Here is an 18,330-nt window from a genome sequence, read left to right on the forward strand (position 1 = left end):
AATCTATGTACAGGCTCATAACAACCATCGTTTCTGACCGCTAATAGTTCTCTGACATGATTTCAGCGTTTAATGACGATGCTCCTGTCGGCACAGGGACTGTGCCACCCGCCTTCACAGAAGTTCCTCTACACTGTTCTTCTCATTCCACGTTCGTCGTCTTAATACTCTGTTTCACCACGCCTGTCTGAATTTAGCGCCCGCGCTTTTTGCTTACCACGCTATGATCGTGTTGGCACGCATCTTGATGGGTACAAGCCTCCACCTCGCTACAGTCGCCGCATAAACCATGAGCTTCTATAACGCTGTGAGCCAGCGTAAAGCCGGAATTCAGGGCCAGTGATTTCAGGATGCTTTCAACGCCTTCCGCCTGCTGCTCCGCCACTGAACCACAGCGATCGCAGATTAACATGGCGGAAGTATGGGAAGGTTTCTCGAAATGAAGGCAAACAACGTAGCTGTTGGTTGACTCCACCCGATGCACGAAGCCCTGCTCAAGCAGAAAATCTAACGCCCGATACACCGTCGGCGGCTTAGCCTGCGGTTCGCTGGCCCTTAGCAGATCCAAAAGGTCATAAGCGCTGATTGCACCGTGATGCTGGCTCATCAGGCGCAGCACTTCCAGACGCTGAGGCGTCAGTCTGACGTTACGCTGCAGGCAGAGGGCTTCTGCCTGGGTCAGGATTTTTTCCGGATTGCTTAGATTCATAACTTATCCTCAGGCCAGGTCGGTTTGTTATATTATCACGTTCACCGAAAATCGCCGAATGCCGCGTATTACCCTCCCCTGGTGCCAGGCTGGCAGCTGAACAACCTGAATAAAGTCTGCTAAAGAACGGTACCGATCTGATTCGTTAAGAGTTAAGAGTTCTTAACTCATTGAGTCATTTTTTTTACCTGTCATTAAATTTAAGTGAAATATCGCTAATGTGATTTGCAGCACATAAATTCTATGACTACTTTTTTAAAGGGCCTAAGGAAAATCCTGGTCGGTTTGGAAGGATCGACAGGCTTATCGATCGGCAGGCATATCGATAAGTCTGATAACAGATAAACAAACCGGCAATGAGCGGAAAAGCCCTGGTATTACTCTTCATTTCACGGCAATGAATTGCTGCCTTTGTGTTCATTATTCAGGCAGTAGAAAATTTCCCGCTCTCACCTGAGCGTTTCCTCTCTTTGTTTCGATGGGCTCAAGGCAAAATGGCAAAATTAATCCGCAATGTGAAAAGTTTTACCCGTCCCGTAGTTTTTCCTGTCTTGTTACTGGCTCCCCTTAGCGTCCTGGCCGCTGGCAATTATTACGATGCGCGTAATGATGCGATGGGGGGAACCGGCGTTGCGTCGTCGACATACGGAACAGCCGTGCTGGCGAACCCAGCGCTGATGACCAAAGCTAAACCTGATGATACGGTAAGCGTTATTTTTCCAGCCGCTGGCTTGCAGGTGACCGACAAAAATAAGCTGATCGATAAGGTTGACGATTTGACCGACAGCGTAGATCGCTACCGGGACATTGCCAATAATCTTTCCAGCTTTGCCGATTACCCAAAAGTCCAGGCAGCCGCTGGCGATTTAGCCAATCGGCTGCGTGATATCAGAGGCAACCAGGCGTCCGGTACGGCTGGCGCTGCTTTTGCGGTCACCGTTCCCAACGACACGCTGCCGTTCGCGTTTGTGACTAAGGCTTACGGCACGGCGCACGTTACCGCCGACGTCACCCAAAGCGATATCGATTATTTGCAGGGCGTGGCGAATGGTACCGTCATTCCGCTGCCCGGTGACCAGAACAAGCTAACCTCCACCGGACTGGGGCGCGGCGCGATCGTTTATGATTATGGCATTGCCGTGGCGCATGAGTTTACCGTTGCCGGGCACCCGGTCTCGTTTGGCATCACGCCAAAGTTACAGCGAACCTACCTGTATAACTACAGCGCGTCGGTTTATAACTACGACAAGTCGGATTTCACCAACGATCGTTATAAAAGCACCAACAGCGGTTTCAACATTGATGCCGGTGCGGCAACCGATATTACCGACAGCTGGACGCTGGGCCTGAGCGCGCAGAACCTTATCTCGCGAGACATTGATACCAAAGAAGTTAACGGCTACAAAGATACCTATCAGATCTCCCCGGTGGTGACGCCCGGCGTCTCTTTTCATACCGAGCGCCTGACCGCCGCGCTGGATGTCGACGTCACCCCAACCAAACGCTTTAAAACGCAGGAAGAGAGCCAGTACGCGGGTGTCGGTGCCGAATATCGCCTGCTTAGCTGGCTGCAACTGCGGGCCGGTTACCGTGCTGATATGAAGTCGAACGATACCAACGTGGTTACCGCTGGTTTTGGGATTTCACCGTTTGATAAAGTGCATCTGGATCTGGCTGGGATGAAAGGTGACGATCGTACCTGGGGGGCGGTTGCCCAGCTGAACTTTACCTTCTGAGGCTTTTCAGTTGGTGGTCTGGCCGGGAACGAAATCTTCCCGTTCCCGCGTCAGCCTGTTTTAGTGATTTTTCCGCTCACTGCGCCGGATAAATCCACCGTGAGCGCCCTCCCTGACATCCTGCGCTTACAGGTGAAATGGCTCACATTTCTGCCCGGTTCTTTTTGCCACAGGCTTTGAACGATGCGGTTAAAGCGTGATCCAACTCACCGTCCAGCGTCACTTTTGCCCAACCCCAATTCGGTCAGCAGCCAGGCTTTGAAGGTGTCAAACGCCGGATGTGGATGCTTGCTGCGCGGGTAAACCAGGTAATGGCCGATGTAATGGATCTCTTTGGTGATGTCGATCAGCGGGCAGACCAGCGCGCCGCGCCTGAGTTCTCTTTCCGCCAGCAGCTTGGACTCCAGCACCACGCCAAGCCCATCCACGGCGGCGGCGATCGCCATAAAGCTACGGTCAAAGCGCAGCCCATACTGCCGCGGAGCAACCAGATCGTTGGCCTCAAACCAGCCTTTCCACTGATATAGCTGAACGTCACACTGGATCAGCGTCTGCTGGTACAAATCCTGCGGCGTGGTGATCTGCTCAGCCAGCGCCGGGCTGCAAAGTGGCGTCAACTCCTCTACGGCCAGCGGCACCTTCTCGTAAGGCGATGGGCGTGGCTCGCCATAAATAATATCCAGATCAAAATCATCCTGCTCAAAGCGGGCGTACTCGGTACTGGCGGACAGCCTCAGATCGATATGAGGATATTTTTTCACAAAGGCGGCAAGGCGCGGCAGCAGCCACTGATTGGCGAAGCTGGGGGCAGTGTGCAGGCGCAGCGGACGGGCCTGCTGGCTACTGACCAGCGACAAACCAAGCTGGATTTCATCGAAGGCCCGTTGAATATGCTCCAGCAGCACCGCGCCGTCACGGGTTAGCTGAATTTCACGCGTAGTACGCTGGAACAATCTCAGCGCCATGATCTCCTCCAGCTTGCGGATGGCGTGGCTGATGGCGCTGGGCGAAAGATCCAGCTCCTGGGCCGCTGCCGCAAAAGAGCCGGTTCTGCCTGCGGCTTCGAAAGCGCGTAAGAAAGGGAGGGGGGCTTTGGCTGTCAGGCTCATTCGTGAATCTCATTCATCATGGGATGCAAAATATGCTTTTGTCGCGCAGGCGTAATGCTCCGTAATCTTAAGCAAGGTTAGACGCATTGGCGCGACGCCGGAAGTGGATACAGATGAACTGTACGCGTGAATAATATCACTTAATTAACATAGTGCGATCAATGTAGCCTCTTTTGCCGCCGATGACGTTGTTCTCTCCGCCACTATCAGGAATCCGACTATGAGTACTGTTGCAGAACCCGGGCTGGCCGTCAGCAACCCGCTAACTCGCCTGGCTCACCATGCATACCATATCCGCCGCTTTGCGCTGCGAATGGGGGAAGTGCAGGGCCAGGGCTATATCGGGCAGGCGCTGGGTCTGGCCGACGCGCTGGCTGTGGCCTGGTGTCACGCCATCAACTATCGACCCGACGAGCCGGAGTGGGAAGGTCGCGACCGATTCCTGCTCTCCCACGGGCATTACGCCATTGCTCTCTATGCTGCGCTGATCGAGGCCGGGATTATCGCTGAGGAGGAGCTGGAAACTTACGGTTCCGACGACAGTCGCCTGCCGATGTCCGGCATGGCGAGCTATACGCCAGGCATGGAGATCTCCGGCGGTTCGCTCGGCCAGGGGATGAGCATCGCGGTGGGCATGGCGTTAGGGCTGCGGCAGAAAAACAACCCGGCTTTCGTTTATAACTCGATGTCGGACGGCGAGCTGGATGAAGGCGCGACATGGGAAGCGGCGATGTCTGCCGCTCATCATCAGCTGAGCAATCTGATTGTGCTGGTTGATATCAACCAGCAGCAGGCGGATGGCCCTTCCCAGAAAATCCTCGGCTTTGAACCTTTGCAGGATAAATGGCGGTCCTTCGGCTGGTACGTTCAGCGCGTTGATGGCAACGACATTGCCGCAGTGAAGCAGGCCTTCGACCTGGCTCGTCATCATCCTGAGCCGGTTCCCCGGGTGATCCTGTTGGACACGCTGATGGGCAAAGGGGTGCCGTTTCTTGAACAGCGCGAAAAGAATCATTTTATCCGCGTTGAGGCGGAAGAGTGGCAGCAGGCGATTGCCATTCTGGACCGGGGAGCGAAAGCATGAGGACAACCACGCCACAAAAACCGCGCCTGACAACCTCGGCGATGATTGCCTCAATTGCTTCAGAAGGCCAGCGCACCGTCCCGGCCCCGTTTGGTCATGCTCTGGTGAAAGAGGCGGCGAAAAGGCCGGAAATCGTCGGCATGACCGCCGATCTGTCGAAATATACCGATCTGCATATTTTTGCCAATGCGTATCCGAATCGCCATTTCCAGATGGGGATGGCGGAGCAACTGCTGATGGGGGCCGCCGGCGGCATGGCGAAGGAAGGGTTTATGCCCTTCGCTACCACCTACGCCGTTTTTGCCACCCGTCGCGCCTATGATTTTATTCATCAGGTGATTGCGGAAGAGCATCTTAACGTGAAGATTGCCGCCGCGCTGCCGGGCCTGACCACTGGTTACGGTCCCAGCCACCAGGCAACCGAAGATATTGCGCTGATGCGCGGCATACCCGGCATGACCATTATCGACCCTTGCGACGCGCTGGACACCGAACAGGCCGTTGCCGCGGTGGCTGCTCATCAGGGGCCGGTTTATATGCGCCTGCTGCGCGGCAAGGTTCCGCTGGTGCTGGACGAGTACGACTATCAGTTTGAGATTGGCAAAGCCAGCCTGCTGCGCGAGGGCAATGAGGTGCTGCTGATCTCTTCCGGGATCATGACCATGCGCTCGCTGGAAACGGCCAAAGCGCTGGCGGCCGATAACGTTAACGTCGCCGTGCTGCACGTACCGACCATCAAGCCGCTGGACGAGGCCACTATTATCGCCCAGTGCAGCCGTCCGGGACGGCTGGTCGTGGTGGTGGAAAACCACAGCACCATTGGCGGCCTTGGCGAGGCCGTTGCCACCACGCTGATGCGCGCGCAGGTGGTTACGCCGTTTAAACAGATCGCCCTGCCGGACAGCTATCTGGACGCTGGCGCGCTGCCGACCCTGCACGATCGCTACGGCATTTCTACCGAGGCGATGGTGGCTTCACTTAAATCCTGGCTGCGCTGAGTTCGCGGCCCTGAAGGGGAGAATCACGATGAAGGTTATTTTTGTCGGCGTAGGCGCCATCGGCTTGCCGATGGCCGCACGCATCAAGCTGGCGGGCCATGCCGTTGTTGGCGTGGACCTGTCTGAAACCTCGCGGCTGAAGGCGCTGGAGCAGGATATTGAAGTGGTTAGCCGCTTTGCCGACGCGCCTCCTGCTGATGTGGTGGTGGTCATGGTCGCCACGCCGCAGCAGCTGGCGGATCTGGTGACTCAGGCGCAGGACAAGGTGGCAGGGCAACGCTGGGTCGTTATGTCGACCGTCGGGCCTGATGCGGTGCGCGAGCAGGGGGAGCGTCTGCGCCTGGCCGGAGCCAGCGTGGTGGACGCGCCGGTGACGGGCGGCACGGCCAGAGCGAAAACCGGGGAGCTGGTTATTTTTGCCGCCGGTACGCGCGACGAGCTGGAGGCGGTTCAGCCCGTGCTGCGGGCGATGGGCTGCGTGCGTATTGTCGGCACGGCGTTGGGAGAGGGCCAGGGGATCAAAGTGATCAATCAGCATCTGTGTTCGATCCATATTGTTGCGGCGGCTGAGGCGTTAAGCCTGGCGCAGTCGCTGGGTCTGGATCGGGCGGCGGTACTGTCGCTGGTGGAAAAAGGGGCGGCCGGCTCCTGGATGCTTTCGGACCGTGGCCCGCGGATGCTGGAAGGCACGGACGTAGATGTCTCCAGCTCGATCAACATTTTTGTAAAAGACAGCGGGCTGGTGGCCGAATCGGCACAAGCCTGCGCGGCGGAGGTGCCGTTGCTACAGGTGGCGCATCAACGCTATCTGGCGGCAGCCGAAGCGGGTCTGGGCCTGCGGGATGACAGCCGGGTGATCGAGACCTGGGCCCATCAATCCTGAAGCAACGCAGAAAGATTGCTACCTCAACTACAATAATCAGGGGTAAGACATGAGCACGACACCTGTACAACCTACAACGACTATGCAGGACAACCCGGTTAAGGTTTCCTTTGCCTCGATGATCGGATCGGCGGTGGAAAGCTATGACTTCTTTATCTACGGCACCGCTGCCGCCGGGTTCTTCGGGCCGATTTTCTTTCATACCAAAGAGCCTTTAATCGGCATTCTGGCGGCGTTCGCCACGCTGGCCGTCGGATTCCTCATGCGTCCGCTGGGCGGCTATCTGGCGGGACATTTCGGCGATCGCTATGGCCGTAAAGCCGTATTGTTCTGGTCGCTGCTGGCGATGGGACTGGCAACGGTGCTGATTGGCGCGCTGCCTGGCTACGAGCAGGCAGGTGTCTGGGCGCCGATCATGCTGATCCTGCTGCGAATGGTCCAGGGCATTGGCTTCGGAGCGGAATGGGGCGGCGCGGTGCTGATGGCCTTCGAACACGCGCCAGCGAAAAAGCGCGGCTTCTACGGCGCAGTACCGCAGCTGGGTATCCCACTGGGGCTGCTGCTGGCGAACGGCGCGTTTCTGCTCTCGTCCTCCCTGTTTGAGGGGGACTGGGTGTGGCGTATGCCGTTCCTGCTTTCGTTTGTCATGGTGGCGATCGGGATCTTTATTCGTATGAGCGTGAACGAGTCGCCCGAATTCGAAAAAGCCAGGGCCGATAACAAGATCGTCAGGCAGCCTGCGCTGGAAGTCATCCGCAGCGACTGGCGGATCATTATGCGCATCATGGGTCTGCGCCTCGCGGAAACCGGCGGGTATTATCTCACCACCAGTTTTATGCTCTCCTATGTGGTGTTGGCGAGCATCACCACCAAAGAGCATGTGCTGTGGGGAACGCTGATTGGCTCGGCGATCGGCCTGATTAGCCACCTGGTTTACGGTGCGCTCAGTGACAAAGTGGGCCGCCGTCCGATCTTCCTGATCGGCGCGATCTTCACCATTCTGTTCGGCATTCCGATGTTTATGATGATCAATACCGGCGCGGTGCTGATGGTAGTGGTGGCCGTCTCACTGTCGCTGCTGTTCAGCCACGATCCGATCTTTGCGGTGGAATCGAGCTGGTTCTCCGAACAGTTCCCGGCTCACGTTCGGTCTTCCGGTATTTCGCTGGGTTACAACGGGGCATCGGTTGTCGCGGGGCTGCTGCCGTTTATCGCCACCGGCGTTTACGGCATGGTGGGCTGGATTGGGCCAGCGGTGATGTTCTCGCTGTTAGGCGTCATTTCCACTCTGTGCGCTGTTCGCACCAGGGAAACGGCTCCGGCGATAGTCGCGAAAGTAAGACCCAGCCACGCGCCCTCCCGCGCCAGAACGGTTTGAGTGAAGCTTTGCCTGCCGGGCTGAAGCCCGGCTTTTTACGGCAACCACCGGCTCAGGGGCCGGCTGAAGCGTTCTGAAGCTGCCGCTAATGCTTGCCGCCGTCGGGCGTGGTATCATTGCGCACATTATCGTCATTTGTTAATCACACCGAGTTCGCACGCTTTATGACCCAGATGTTACCCGCACACCGCTTTTCCGTTGCCCCGATGCTCGACTGGACCGATCGCCACTGTCGCTATTTCCTGCGCCAGCTGACGCGCCATGCTCTGCTCTACACCGAAATGGTCACCACGGGTGCCATTATTCATGGCAAAGGAGACTATCTGGCGTGGAATCAGCTGGAGCAGCCCGTGGCTTTACAGCTGGGCGGCTATGACGCCGCCGCGCTGGCCGAGTGTGCCAGCCAGGCGCAGGCGCGTGGCTATAATGAAATCAACCTGAACGTCGGCTGCCCGTCTGACCGCGTGCAGAACGGGCGCTTTGGTGCCTGCCTGATGGGCGAAGCGGCGCTGGTGGCGGATGGCATCAAGGCGATGCGCGATCGGGTGTCGATCCCGGTTACGGTTAAAACCCGCATCGGCATTGATGAGCAGGATAGCTACGAATTCCTCTGTGATTTTATCCGCCAGGTATCGGAGCAGGGGGGCTGCGAGATGTTTATCATCCACGCGCGTAAAGCCTGGCTGTCTGGACTTAGCCCGAAGGAAAATCGCGAGATCCCGCCGCTGGACTATCAACGTGTCTATCAGCTGAAGCGTGACTTTCCGCATCTGACGCTGTCCATTAACGGCGGCATAAAGTCGCTGGAAGAGGCCAAAGTGCATTTGCAGCATGTGGACGGCGTGATGATGGGCCGCGAAGCGTACCAGAATCCCGGCATTCTGGCGCAGGTTGACCGCGAGCTGTTCGGCAGCAGCCTACCGGCTGCCGATCCGGTTGCCGTGGTCCGCGCAATGTATCCGTATATCGAAGCGGAGTTGGCGAAGGGCACCTGGCTGGGCCATATCACCCGCCATATGCTGGGCCTGTTCCAGGGCATTCCCGGCGCCCGCCAGTGGCGTCGTCATCTCAGCGAAAATGCGCACAAACCCGGTGCCAATATCGAAACGGTTGAGCAGGCGCTGGCGCTGGTCGCAGATAAGATCCCGGCGGCGGTATAAAGCCCTTATGCTGAACGCGCGCAACAGGGTTTCGTTAAACTCTCACCATTAAGTGATGAAATTCACCACGCCAGTATCGCGCTGGCGTGAGTCTTTGCCGTGAATTCAACAGGTTATCTCATCTTCAACCCTGGCACGCTTCTTGTAATAGTCCCTCAAGACTCATTTTCTGGAGCGTACCCTGATGGAAATCTTATTTGTCCTTGGTTTTTTCCTGATGCTGCTGCTGACCGGCATCTCTCTACTTGGAATTATCGCCGCGCTGGTCGTCGCGACCTTTGTGATGTTGTTTGGTGGAATGCTGGCTATTGTTATAAAAATGTTACCGTGGTTGGTTTTGGCGGTGGTGGCGGTGTGGATCTATCGGGCTTGCAGAAAGCCGCAGTCGAAAAGCGATCGCTGGATATCACGTTAATATCAATACCTTGGCTAGATTCGTGTCGCCAGTAATGCGCCCTGGATCACAACCTGACATATTGCATAGATTAAATTGCAATTAAACATATTATTTACTTATGAATTCTGCCAGGATGCGTTCTATTGAATCGACACGAATTCATCGCTCTGACCCTACAAGCAGCGCGAACGATAAAAAAAAGAAAAAAAGGGCTTCCTTCGGGAAGCCCTGTTTGTCTCTGACGATCAGGGAATCAGCAGGCTCGATCCCTGGGTTGCCCGGCTCTCCAGCGTTTTATGCGCCTGCTGCGCATCTTTCAGCGCAAATTTCTGCTGCGGCGGCACCTCTACCTTAATCGCACCGCTGCCAATCAGCGAAAACAGTTCGTTGCTGGCGCTGGTCAGCGCATCACGGGTAGTGACATAACCGTTTAGCGAAGGGCGGGTAACGTATAAAGACCCTTTCTGATTAAGAATTGCCAGGTTCACCCCGCTTACCGGGCCTGAAGAGTTGCCGAAGCTCACCATCAGTCCGCGCCGCTGCAGGCAGTCCAGCGAGGCTTCCCAGGTATCTTTGCCCACCGAATCGTAAACCACCCGCACTTTCTTCCCATCGGTCAGTTCGCCCACGCGGCTGGCGAGATCTTCTTCCCGGTAATTGATCGTGGCCCAGGCACCCGCTTGTTTCGCGCGCTGCGCTTTATCAGCCGATCCAACCGTGCCGATCAGATGCGCGCCTAAAGCTTTTGCCCACTGGCAGGCAATCAGGCCGACGCCGCCAGCGGCGGCGTGAAACAGGAAGATTTCATCCGGCTGCACAACATAGGTCTGACGCAATAAATAGTGCACCGTCAGCCCCTTAAGGAAGGAAGCCGCAGCCTGCTCGAAGGAAATGTTGTCCGGCAGCAGCGCCAGCTTATCCACATGTACCGCATGATATTCGCTATACGAACCCAGCGCCGACTGGGCGTAGACCACGCGGTCGCCGACCTTAAGTGCGGTAACGCCTTCGCCCACGCTTTTCACCACGCCAGCCGCTTCGGTGCCGAGGCCTGAGGGCAGAGAAGCCGGGTACAGCCCGCTGCGCACGTAGGTATCGATATAGTTAATCCCGATCGCTTTGTTCTCAACCACCACTTCCCCGGCCGCCGGCTCAGGGATTGCGACATCGATCAGCTGCATCACTTCCGGCCCGCCATGCTGGCTGATTTGTATACGTTTTGCCATGTTCACTCCCATTGATTCCGCGTCATTGAGGGAGGACGACGGCACGCCAAACGGGTATACTTGCCCGTCCCCACTCTCTTTTTTCGGTATTGCATCACTATGGCAGGAAATAAACCCACCAACAAATCCGGTGATAATCGTGAACCGCGCGATCGGCAGATGGAAGGGCTGAAATTGCCTCCTCACTCTCTGGAAGCGGAGCAGTCCGTGTTGGGCGGGTTAATGCTGGATAACGAACGCTGGGACAACGTCTCCGAACGCGTGGTTGCGCAGGATTTCTTCAGTCGCCCGCACCGGATGATCTTCAGCGAGATGCAGCGCCTGCTGGAGCTGGGCAAGCCCATCGACCTGATTACGCTCTCTGAATCGCTGGAAACCAGGAACGAGCTGAACCTGGTGGGGGGCTTTGCCTACCTGGCTGAATTATCGAAAAATACCCCCAGCGCGGCGAATATCGGTGCTTATGCCGACATCGTACGCGAACGTGCGGTGGTCAGAGAGATGATCTCCGTGGCTAACGAGATAGCCGATGCGGGTTACGATCCTCAGGGGCGCACCAGCGAGGATCTGCTCGATCTGGCGGAATCCCGCGTGTTTCAGATCGCCGAAAATCGCGCCAATAAAGATGAAGGGCCGAAAAGCGTCGACCAGATCCTCGAAGCGACGATCTCAAGGATCGAATCTCTCTACCAGACCCCGCACGACGGCGTAACCGGCGTGGATACCGGCTATCACGATCTGAATAAGAAAACGGCCGGGCTGCAGCGATCGGATTTGATCATCGTTGCGGCGCGTCCGTCGATGGGTAAAACGACCTTCGCCATGAACCTGTGCGAAAACGCCGCCATGCTCCAGGAAAAACCGGTGCTGATTTTCAGTCTGGAGATGCCCGGCGAGCAGATCATGATGCGTATGCTGGCCTCGCTGTCGCGCGTGGATCAGACCCGTATCCGTACCGGCCAGCTTGATGATGAAGACTGGGCGCGTATTTCCAGCACGATGGGGATCCTGCTGGAGAAAAAGAACATGTTTATCGATGACTCCTCGGGCCTGACGCCGACGGAAGTGCGGTCCCGCGCGCGGCGTATCTTCCGCGAACATGGGGGCCTGAGCCTGATCATGATCGACTACCTCCAGCTGATGCGCGTGCCTTCGCTGTCCGACAACCGAACGCTTGAAATTGCCGAGATCTCCCGCTCGTTGAAGGCGCTGGCGAAAGAGCTTCAGGTGCCGGTAGTGGCGCTGTCGCAGCTTAACCGCTCGCTGGAGCAGCGCGCGGATAAACGCCCGGTCAACTCCGACCTGCGTGAGTCCGGCTCCATTGAGCAGGATGCCGACTTAATCATGTTTATCTACCGTGACGAGGTGTATCACGAAAACAGCGATCTGAAAGGCATTGCCGAAATCATCCTCGGAAAGCAGCGTAACGGGCCAATCGGCACCGTGCGTCTGACCTTTAACGGTCAATGGTCGCGGTTTGATAACTATGCTGGCCCACAGTACGACGACGAATAGTCTGGCGTGGCCGGTGGATTATCGATTGTTTAAATAATCCGCGCGATCCATCAAGAAAATAGTGTTGGACAACAGGGCGAAAAATGCGGTTATCTGTCGGGATCGCGCCCCTGACTAACCACCCGGATCGATAATGACCCAGATTGACGATTTCGACCTTAAGATACTGACTTTACTTGAAACTAATGGCCGTCTGACCAATCAGGAACTGAGTGATTTAGTCGGCCTTTCCGCCTCACAATGCTCGCGCCGCCGTATTAACCTTGAGCAGGTGGGGCTAATCCTTGGATACCACGCGCGGCTCTCGCCTGATGCCGTGGGGCTGGGAATGATTGGGCTGATTGAGGTGAGCCTGATTAACCACACTTCAGACTATGTTGAGAGCTTTCACCGCATGGTCGCCGAGCAGCCGGCAATTGTGGATGCTTACAAAACGACCGGCGATGCCGACTATCTATTGAAGGTGGCGGTAAAGGATTTGGCAGGGCTTAGCGCTTTAATCAGCCAGCTTGTTGCCGGACATCAAAGCGTATCGCATGTGAAAACTTCCGTGGTGCTCACCCGTTTAAAAGAGAATGGCGTAATGATGCCAGTCTGACTTTTCCGCCTACAAATTTGTCTTGTTGCGCATCCGGTACTGGCGTTATCGCGACAGGATCGGTACGGTATTCGTTCCGGGTGCGCCGATCCTCAACCTTATCATCGCCATAAACCACCGCCCTGGTCGCTTTAACCTCTGACCCCTACCAATAAATGGAGATTTTCACCGTGTTTCAAAACGTTGATGCCTACGCCGGCGACCCAATTCTCTCCCTGATGGAGACGTTCAAACAGGACAGGCGACCGCAAAAGGTGAATCTGAGCATCGGGCTGTATTATGACGGACAGGGAGTGATCCCGCAGCTGAAGGCCGTTACCGAAGCGGAAGCCCGTCTGACGGCGCAGGAGCAGGCTGCCTCAGTGTATCTGCCGATGGACGGCCTCGCGCCTTATCGCAGCGCGATTGCTCCGCTGCTGTTTGGTCAGGATCATCCGGCGCTGAAAGCGGGCCGCATTGCTACCATTCAAACCGTTGGCGGCTCCGGCGCGCTGAAGGTCGGCGCTGATTTCCTGAAAGCTTATTTCCCCGGTTCTGAGGTCTACGTCAGCGATCCGACCTGGGAAAACCACGTCGCTATCTTTGCTGGCGCTGGCTTCAAAGTGAACACCTATCCCTGGTACGACCCTGTGACCAACGGCGTGAAGTTTGACGAGCTGATCGCCAAACTGAACACGCTGCCTGCGCAGAGCATCGTGTTGTTGCACCCTTGCTGCCATAACCCTACCGGTGCCGACCTGACCAACGCCCAGTGGGATAGCGTTACCGAGGTGCTGAAAACCCGTAATCTGATCCCGTTCCTCGACATCGCCTATCAGGGCTTTGGCGCCGGAATGGAAGAGGATGCCTATGCCATTCGCGCCGTTGCGGCGGCGGGCCTGCCAGCGCTGGTCAGCAACTCCTTCTCGAAAATCTTCTCGCTGTACGGTGAGCGCATCGGCGGCCTGTCGGTGGTTTGTGACGATGCGGAAGAGGCCTCGCGCGTGTTGGGTCAGCTGAAGGCGACCGTCCGCCGCAACTATTCCAGCCCGCCGAACTTCGGGGCGCAGGTGGTTTCCTGCGTGCTGAACGACGCGGAGCTGAAGGCGAGCTGGCTGGCGGAAGTGGAAGAGATGCGTCTGCGTATCCTTACCATGCGTCAGGCGCTGGTGGAGGTGCTGACGGCGGCCATACCGGGCAAAAACTTTGACTACCTGCTGAAACAGCGCGGAATGTTCAGCTATACCGGGCTGAGCGCGGAACAGGTCGATCGCCTGCGTAACGAGTTCGGCGTCTACCTGATCGCCAGCGGCCGCATGTGCGTGGCCGGACTGAACAGCAGTAACGTGCATCAGGTGGCGGAAGCCTTTGCTGCCGTCATGTAATCATTCGCTTCAGGAGCAGGACCATGTGGTATCAGCAGACCATTACGCTAAGCCCTAAATCACGCGGATTTCATCTGGTAACGGATGAAATCGTCGGGGAACTGCGCCGCTTAGGCGACGTGCAGGTTGGGCTGCTGCATTTGCTGTTGCAGCATACTTCGGCTTCACTGACGCTAAATGAAAATTGCGATGCCACGGTGCGTAGCGATATGGAACAGCACTTCCTGCGGGCGGTGCCGGAAAAGGCGCACTACGAACACGACTATGAGGGTGCGGATGATATGCCCGCCCACATTAAGTCGTCGATGTTAGGGGCTTCGCTGGTGCTGCCGGTCAACCGCGGGCGTCTGCTGCTGGGGACCTGGCAGGGTATCTGGCTGGGAGAGCATCGACTTCAGGGCGGCTCCCGTAAGATTGTTGCCACCCTGCAAGGGGAATAGCCCGCCAAAGCGGCGGCAGCGACAAGACCCGCTGCCGTCATTCTCTCTTCCCTGCCATCTGCTTTCCTTCACGCGGTGTTTTCACTTTCTCAAGGTCCGATCCCGCCATCTCCTGCCGTGCATAAAATGTGATCTCCCCGAAAGAATATTAAATTGTAATCGATTACTTTATCTATCCTTTTAATGTAATCGATTACTTTTAATTGAGGTTATTATGGTACCCTTAACGCAAGGCTCTGAAAGAACGACTATTCAGCCGTGGTTGCTGGTCCCACGACTCTCCCTGATGATGTTTATGCAGTTTTTTATCTGGGGAAGCTGGTCGGTTACGTTGGGACTGGTGATGACGCAACATAACATGTCGCTACTGATTGGGGATGCGTTCTCAGCCGGGCCGATTGCCTCCATTCTGTCGCCCTTTGTGCTGGGAATGCTGGTCGACCGCTTCTTTTCGTCCCAAAAAGTGATGGCGGTGATGAACCTGGCCGGGGCGGTCATTCTATGGTTTGTGCCCGGCGCGCTGGTGGCTGAAAACGGCAGCCTGCTGATAGCGCTGCTGTTTGGCTACACCCTCTGCTTTATGCCGACGCTGGCGCTGGCGAATAACATCGCTTTTCACAGCCTCGCCAGCAGCGATAAAAGTTTTCCGATCGTGCGCGTGTTCGGCACCATCGGCTGGATCGCGGCGGGGATCTTCATTGGCGTCAGCGGCATCTCGTCCAGCACCACTATCTTTTCGCTGGCGGCCCTCTGCTCAGTCGTGCTGGCGATCTACAGCCTCACGCTGCCGCATACTCCCGCGCCCGCCAAAGGGCTGCCGTTTAAAATGCGTGACCTGTTCTGCGCCGATGCGTTTGCGCTGCTCAAAATTCGCCATTTCTTTATTTTTTCACTGTGCGCGATGCTGATTTCGATCCCGCTTGGCACCTATTACGCCTACACCGCCTCCTGGCTGGCCGATGCCGGGTTTGACAACGTCAGTACCGTGATGTCGTTCGGGCAGATGTCTGAAATATTTTTCATGCTGGTGATCCCCCTGCTGTTTCGTCGTCTCGGCGTTAAATACATGCTGCTGGCCGGTATGTGTGCCTGGTTCGTGCGTTATGCCCTGTTTGCGCTGGGGATGGGGGAAGAAGGGCGGGCGCTGATTTATCTCGGCATCCTGCTGCACGGCGTCTGTTACGACTTCTTTTTCGTGGTGGGGTTTATTTACACCGACCGTATTGCCGGTGAAAAGGTGAAAGGGCAGGCCCAGAGCATGATCGTCATGTTTACCTACGGCATCGGCATGTTGCTGGGGTCGCAAATTTCCGGCGCGCTCTACAACCAGCTGGTCGCAGGCCAGACTTCTGCACAGCACTGGGCGCTCTTCTGGTGGATACCTGCTGCCGCGGCGGCGGTGATTGCCCTTGTTTTCCTCTTCTCCTTCAGGTATCGGGATGAAGCGGTTTGATTAATCGGAGGTAGGCGTGAAAACGTTGAAAGGACCAGCTATTTTTCTGTCGCAGTTTATCGATCGGCAGGCACCGTTCAACTCGCTTGAGGGGCTGGCGCAGTGGGCTTCGGCGCTGGGTTATAAAGCGGTGCAGATCCCCTGCAACCATCCGGCGATTTTCGATCTGGAGCAAGCGTCGACCAGCCAGAGCTACTGTGACGATGTGACGGGGCTGCTGGCGAACTACGGCCTGGCCGTCAGCGAGCTGTCGACGCATCTGGAAGGTCAGCTGATCGCGGTACATCCGGCGCACGATAGCGGGTTTGATGGTTTTGCTCCGCCCGCGGTGCGCGGCAACGCTGGCAAACGTACGGCATGGGCGATCGAAACGCTGAAACGGGCGGCCAGGGCTTCGGCAAATCTGGGGCTTAGCGCGCACGCGACCTTTTCCGGCTCGCTGGCATGGCCCTATTTATACCCCTGGCCACCGCACAATGCGCAGCTGTTCAGCGAAGCCTTCGCCGAGCTGGCCCGGCGCTGGAAGCCCATTCTTGACGAATTCGATGGTCATGGCGTGGACGTCTGCTACGAAATTCATCCCGGGGAGGACCTGCATGATGGCGTGACCTTTGAGCGCTTCCTGGCCTCGGTGAACAACCACCCGCGTTGCAATATTCTGTTCGATCCGAGCCATCTTTATCTACAACATATTGATTATTTGCAGTTTATAGATATTTATCACCCCCGCATTAAAGCCTTCCACGTTAAGGATGCGGAGTATCTGCCCAACGGCCGCAGCGGTGTTTACGGCGGCTACCAGAGCTGGATCGATCGCGCCGGGCGCTTCCGCTCGCCGGGCGACGGTCAAATTGATTTTAAAGGAATTTTTAGCAAGCTTGCGCAGTATGATTATGCGGGCTGGGCGGTACTGGAGTGGGAATGCTGCCTGAAAGACAGCGAAACCGGGGCGCGTGAAGGCGCCGAATTCATTCAGCGCCACATTATTCCGGTAGCCGATCGCGCCTTTGATGACTTTGCCGCTCAGCACCCACCGCAGACCAGCATCCGTAAGCAGTTAGGCCTGGAAAAGGGGGAGTAGGATGATCAACGTAGGCATTATTGGCAGCGGGTTTATCGGCCCGGCGCATATTGAAGCGCTGCGTCGCCTGGGGAACATCACTGTCGTGGCGATTTGTGAATCCAGCCAGCAGGTTGCGGATGAACGGGCTGCGGCGCTGAATGTGGCGTCTGCGTACGGCGATCTGCCCTCATTCCTGCAACATAAGGGGCTTGACGCCGTTCACAACTGTACCCCTAACCATCTTCATGCTGAGATTAACCGGCAGATTTTGCGCGCTGGCAAACACGTTTTCTCAGAAAAGCCGCTATGTATGACGATGGATGAAGCCCGCGAGCTGGAGCAACTGGCTGAAAAAGCCGGGGTGGTACACGGCGTCAGCTTTGTTTACCGCCAGTTCGCTATGGTGCAGCAGGCGGCCAGCATGGTTAAACAAAATGAGCTGGGAAGACTATTTTCAGCTCAGGGCAGCTATTTGCAGGACTGGATGCTGGAAGAGACGGATTTTAACTGGCGAGTGGTCGCCGGGAAGGGCGGCGAGTCTCGTGCGGTAGCCGATATTGGCTCGCACTGGTGCGACACCATTCAGTTCGTTACCGGCAGGAAAATTGTTGAGGTGATGGCCGATCTGTCCATCGTCTGGCCAACGCGTAAAGCCAGCGTGCAGGGTAACGCGACGTTCAGCGCGCAAAGTGAGGCAGTGCGCTATCAATCGCAGGAGGTGACCACCGAGGATATGGGATTTGTGCTGTTCCGCTTTGATGACGGCAGCAAAGGCTGTTTTAACGTGTCGCAGGTCTCCGCAGGGCGCAAGAACAGGCTAAGCCTGGAAGTGAATGGCAGTGCGTCTTCGCTCGCCTGGGATCAGGAAATCCCCCAGCAGCTGTGGATTTGACATCGTCATCAGCCCAACCAGATTCTGTCAGACGATCCCTCTCTTATGCACCGGCAGGTGGCTGGATTTGCCCATTTTCCCGGAGGGCATATCGAAGGCTGGCACGATGCGTTTCGCAATATGATGCAGCAGTTTTACCTTGCGGTGGCAGAAGGGCGTCCCCCCTTGCGCGGGAAGGCCTCTTTCGCCACCTTCCACGAGGGGGCGCAGGTCATGTCGATAGTGGACGCCATTCTGCAAAGCCATAAGCAGCGGCGTTGGATAAGCGTTGGGCGCTGAGGATTAATGCCCGGCGCGGCTAACTTATTGTCTCCCGCGAATTTAT

The 18,330-nt window shown here is 56.6% G+C and carries 16 protein-coding genes and 1 pseudogene; 14 read left to right on the top strand and 3 right to left on the bottom strand.

Annotated elements, in window-relative coordinates:
- Positions 1-193 precede the first annotated feature (193 nt).
- Positions 194-709 (bottom strand): zinc uptake transcriptional repressor Zur, encoded by a 516-nt coding sequence (gene zur / locus NG99_RS14270; protein ID WP_034894116.1) that lies wholly within the window; start codon positions 707-709, stop codon positions 194-196.
- A 494-nt stretch (positions 710-1,203) separates the two neighbouring features.
- Between zur and NG99_RS14275 the strand changes: the two genes are divergently transcribed.
- Positions 1,204-2,445 carry a conjugal transfer protein TraF gene (locus NG99_RS14275; protein ID WP_034894119.1) on the top strand — a complete coding sequence of 414 codons (1,242 nt, stop codon included), beginning with the start codon at positions 1,204-1,206 and terminating at the stop codon, positions 2,443-2,445.
- 206 nt (positions 2,446-2,651) lie between these two features.
- On the opposite strand, the gene NG99_RS14280 is transcribed toward NG99_RS14275, so the two are convergent.
- The gene (locus NG99_RS14280; RefSeq protein ID WP_084110530.1) at positions 2,652-3,554 is read right to left on the bottom strand and encodes a LysR substrate-binding domain-containing protein; all 903 of its coding nucleotides are present in this window, start codon (positions 3,552-3,554) and stop codon (positions 2,652-2,654) included.
- Between the two features lie 220 nt (positions 3,555-3,774).
- Here NG99_RS14280 and NG99_RS14285 point away from each other — a divergent pair, with 220 nt between their 5' ends.
- The 6 genes from NG99_RS14285 to pspG all read left to right on the top strand — a co-directional run bounded on the left by NG99_RS14285 (position 3,775) and on the right by pspG (position 9,472).
- Positions 3,775-4,638, top strand: a complete 864-nt coding sequence (locus NG99_RS14285; protein WP_034894122.1) for a transketolase — start codon at positions 3,775-3,777, stop codon at positions 4,636-4,638.
- Positions 4,635-5,636, top strand: a complete 1,002-nt coding sequence (locus tag NG99_RS14290) for a transketolase family protein (RefSeq protein WP_034894125.1) — start codon at positions 4,635-4,637, stop codon at positions 5,634-5,636. Before NG99_RS14285 ends, NG99_RS14290 begins: the two co-directional genes overlap by 4 nt.
- A 28-nt stretch (positions 5,637-5,664) precedes the next feature.
- A complete protein-coding gene (locus NG99_RS14295; RefSeq protein ID WP_034894129.1) occupies positions 5,665-6,519 on the top strand; it encodes an NAD(P)-dependent oxidoreductase in 855 nt (284 codons plus the stop codon).
- A 49-nt stretch (positions 6,520-6,568) separates the two neighbouring features.
- Positions 6,569-7,897, top strand: a complete 1,329-nt coding sequence (locus NG99_RS14300; protein WP_084110532.1) for an MFS transporter — start codon at positions 6,569-6,571, stop codon at positions 7,895-7,897.
- 164 nt (positions 7,898-8,061) lie between these two features.
- Positions 8,062-9,057: a tRNA dihydrouridine(20/20a) synthase DusA gene (gene dusA, locus NG99_RS14305; protein WP_034894132.1), complete on the top strand. Its 996-nt coding sequence runs from the start codon at positions 8,062-8,064 to the stop codon at positions 9,055-9,057.
- A 184-nt stretch (positions 9,058-9,241) separates the two neighbouring features.
- On the top strand, positions 9,242-9,472 hold the full coding sequence (gene pspG / locus NG99_RS14310; RefSeq protein ID WP_198138781.1) for an envelope stress response protein PspG: 231 nt from the start codon (positions 9,242-9,244) through the stop codon (positions 9,470-9,472).
- Between the two features lie 227 nt (positions 9,473-9,699).
- Here pspG and NG99_RS14315 read toward each other — a convergent pair whose 3' ends face one another.
- A complete protein-coding gene (locus NG99_RS14315) occupies positions 9,700-10,680 on the bottom strand; it encodes a quinone oxidoreductase (RefSeq protein ID WP_034894137.1) in 981 nt (326 codons plus the stop codon).
- Positions 10,681-10,779: 99 nt separating this feature from the next.
- On the opposite strand from NG99_RS14315, the gene dnaB reads away from it, so the two are divergent.
- The 7 genes and pseudogenes from dnaB (at position 10,780) to NG99_RS14350 (ending at position 18,284) form a co-directional block, all read left to right on the top strand.
- Complete coding sequence (dnaB, locus tag NG99_RS14320) at positions 10,780-12,195, top strand: replicative DNA helicase (RefSeq protein WP_034894141.1); 1,416 nt, start codon at positions 10,780-10,782, stop codon at positions 12,193-12,195.
- 133 nt (positions 12,196-12,328) lie between these two features.
- Positions 12,329-12,793 (top strand): Lrp/AsnC family transcriptional regulator, encoded by a 465-nt coding sequence (locus tag NG99_RS14325; protein WP_034894144.1) that lies wholly within the window; start codon positions 12,329-12,331, stop codon positions 12,791-12,793.
- Between the two features lie 170 nt (positions 12,794-12,963).
- A complete protein-coding gene (locus NG99_RS14330; RefSeq protein ID WP_198138782.1) occupies positions 12,964-14,157 on the top strand; it encodes an amino acid aminotransferase in 1,194 nt (397 codons plus the stop codon).
- Positions 14,158-14,180: 23 nt separating this feature from the next.
- Complete coding sequence (locus NG99_RS14335; RefSeq protein WP_034894150.1) at positions 14,181-14,597, top strand: secondary thiamine-phosphate synthase enzyme YjbQ; 417 nt, start codon at positions 14,181-14,183, stop codon at positions 14,595-14,597.
- A 214-nt stretch (positions 14,598-14,811) separates the two neighbouring features.
- Positions 14,812-16,050, top strand: coding sequence for an MFS transporter (locus tag NG99_RS14340; RefSeq protein WP_034894153.1), 1,239 nt, complete (start codon positions 14,812-14,814; stop codon positions 16,048-16,050).
- A 16-nt stretch (positions 16,051-16,066) separates the two neighbouring features.
- Complete coding sequence (locus NG99_RS14345; RefSeq protein WP_034894157.1) at positions 16,067-17,131, top strand: sugar phosphate isomerase/epimerase family protein; 1,065 nt, start codon at positions 16,067-16,069, stop codon at positions 17,129-17,131.
- A gap of 1 nt (position 17,132) precedes the next feature.
- Positions 17,133-18,284 (top strand): annotated as a pseudogene (locus NG99_RS14350) (Gfo/Idh/MocA family protein).
- The last annotated feature ends 46 nt before the right edge of the window (positions 18,285-18,330 follow it).

The sequence above is a fragment of the Erwinia typographi genome, assembly GCF_000773975.1.
Classification (GTDB): domain Bacteria; phylum Pseudomonadota; class Gammaproteobacteria; order Enterobacterales; family Enterobacteriaceae; genus Erwinia; species Erwinia typographi.

What these genes read in the sequence shown, in the direction of transcription:
- NG99_RS14300 (WP_084110532.1), top strand. Translation starts at nt 6,569, where the DNA reads ATGAGCACGACACCTGTACAACCTACAACGACTATGCAGGACAACCCG.
- NG99_RS14275 (WP_034894119.1), top strand. Translation starts at nt 1,204, where the DNA reads ATGGCAAAATTAATCCGCAATGTGAAAAGTTTTACCCGTCCCGTAGTT.
- NG99_RS14340 (WP_034894153.1), top strand. Translation starts at nt 14,812, where the DNA reads ATGGTACCCTTAACGCAAGGCTCTGAAAGAACGACTATTCAGCCGTGG.
- dusA (WP_034894132.1), top strand. Translation starts at nt 8,062, where the DNA reads ATGACCCAGATGTTACCCGCACACCGCTTTTCCGTTGCCCCGATGCTC.
- NG99_RS14290 (WP_034894125.1), top strand. Translation starts at nt 4,635, where the DNA reads ATGAGGACAACCACGCCACAAAAACCGCGCCTGACAACCTCGGCGATG.
- NG99_RS14280 (WP_084110530.1), bottom strand. Translation starts at nt 3,554, where the DNA reads ATGAGCCTGACAGCCAAAGCCCCCCTCCCTTTCTTACGCGCTTTCGAA.
- NG99_RS14315 (WP_034894137.1), bottom strand. Translation starts at nt 10,680, where the DNA reads ATGGCAAAACGTATACAAATCAGCCAGCATGGCGGGCCGGAAGTGATG.
- NG99_RS14285 (WP_034894122.1), top strand. Translation starts at nt 3,775, where the DNA reads ATGAGTACTGTTGCAGAACCCGGGCTGGCCGTCAGCAACCCGCTAACT.
- NG99_RS14335 (WP_034894150.1), top strand. Translation starts at nt 14,181, where the DNA reads ATGTGGTATCAGCAGACCATTACGCTAAGCCCTAAATCACGCGGATTT.
- pspG (WP_198138781.1), top strand. Translation starts at nt 9,242, where the DNA reads ATGGAAATCTTATTTGTCCTTGGTTTTTTCCTGATGCTGCTGCTGACC.
- zur (WP_034894116.1), bottom strand. Translation starts at nt 709, where the DNA reads ATGAATCTAAGCAATCCGGAAAAAATCCTGACCCAGGCAGAAGCCCTC.
- NG99_RS14325 (WP_034894144.1), top strand. Translation starts at nt 12,329, where the DNA reads ATGACCCAGATTGACGATTTCGACCTTAAGATACTGACTTTACTTGAA.
- dnaB (WP_034894141.1), top strand. Translation starts at nt 10,780, where the DNA reads ATGGCAGGAAATAAACCCACCAACAAATCCGGTGATAATCGTGAACCG.
- NG99_RS14295 (WP_034894129.1), top strand. Translation starts at nt 5,665, where the DNA reads ATGAAGGTTATTTTTGTCGGCGTAGGCGCCATCGGCTTGCCGATGGCC.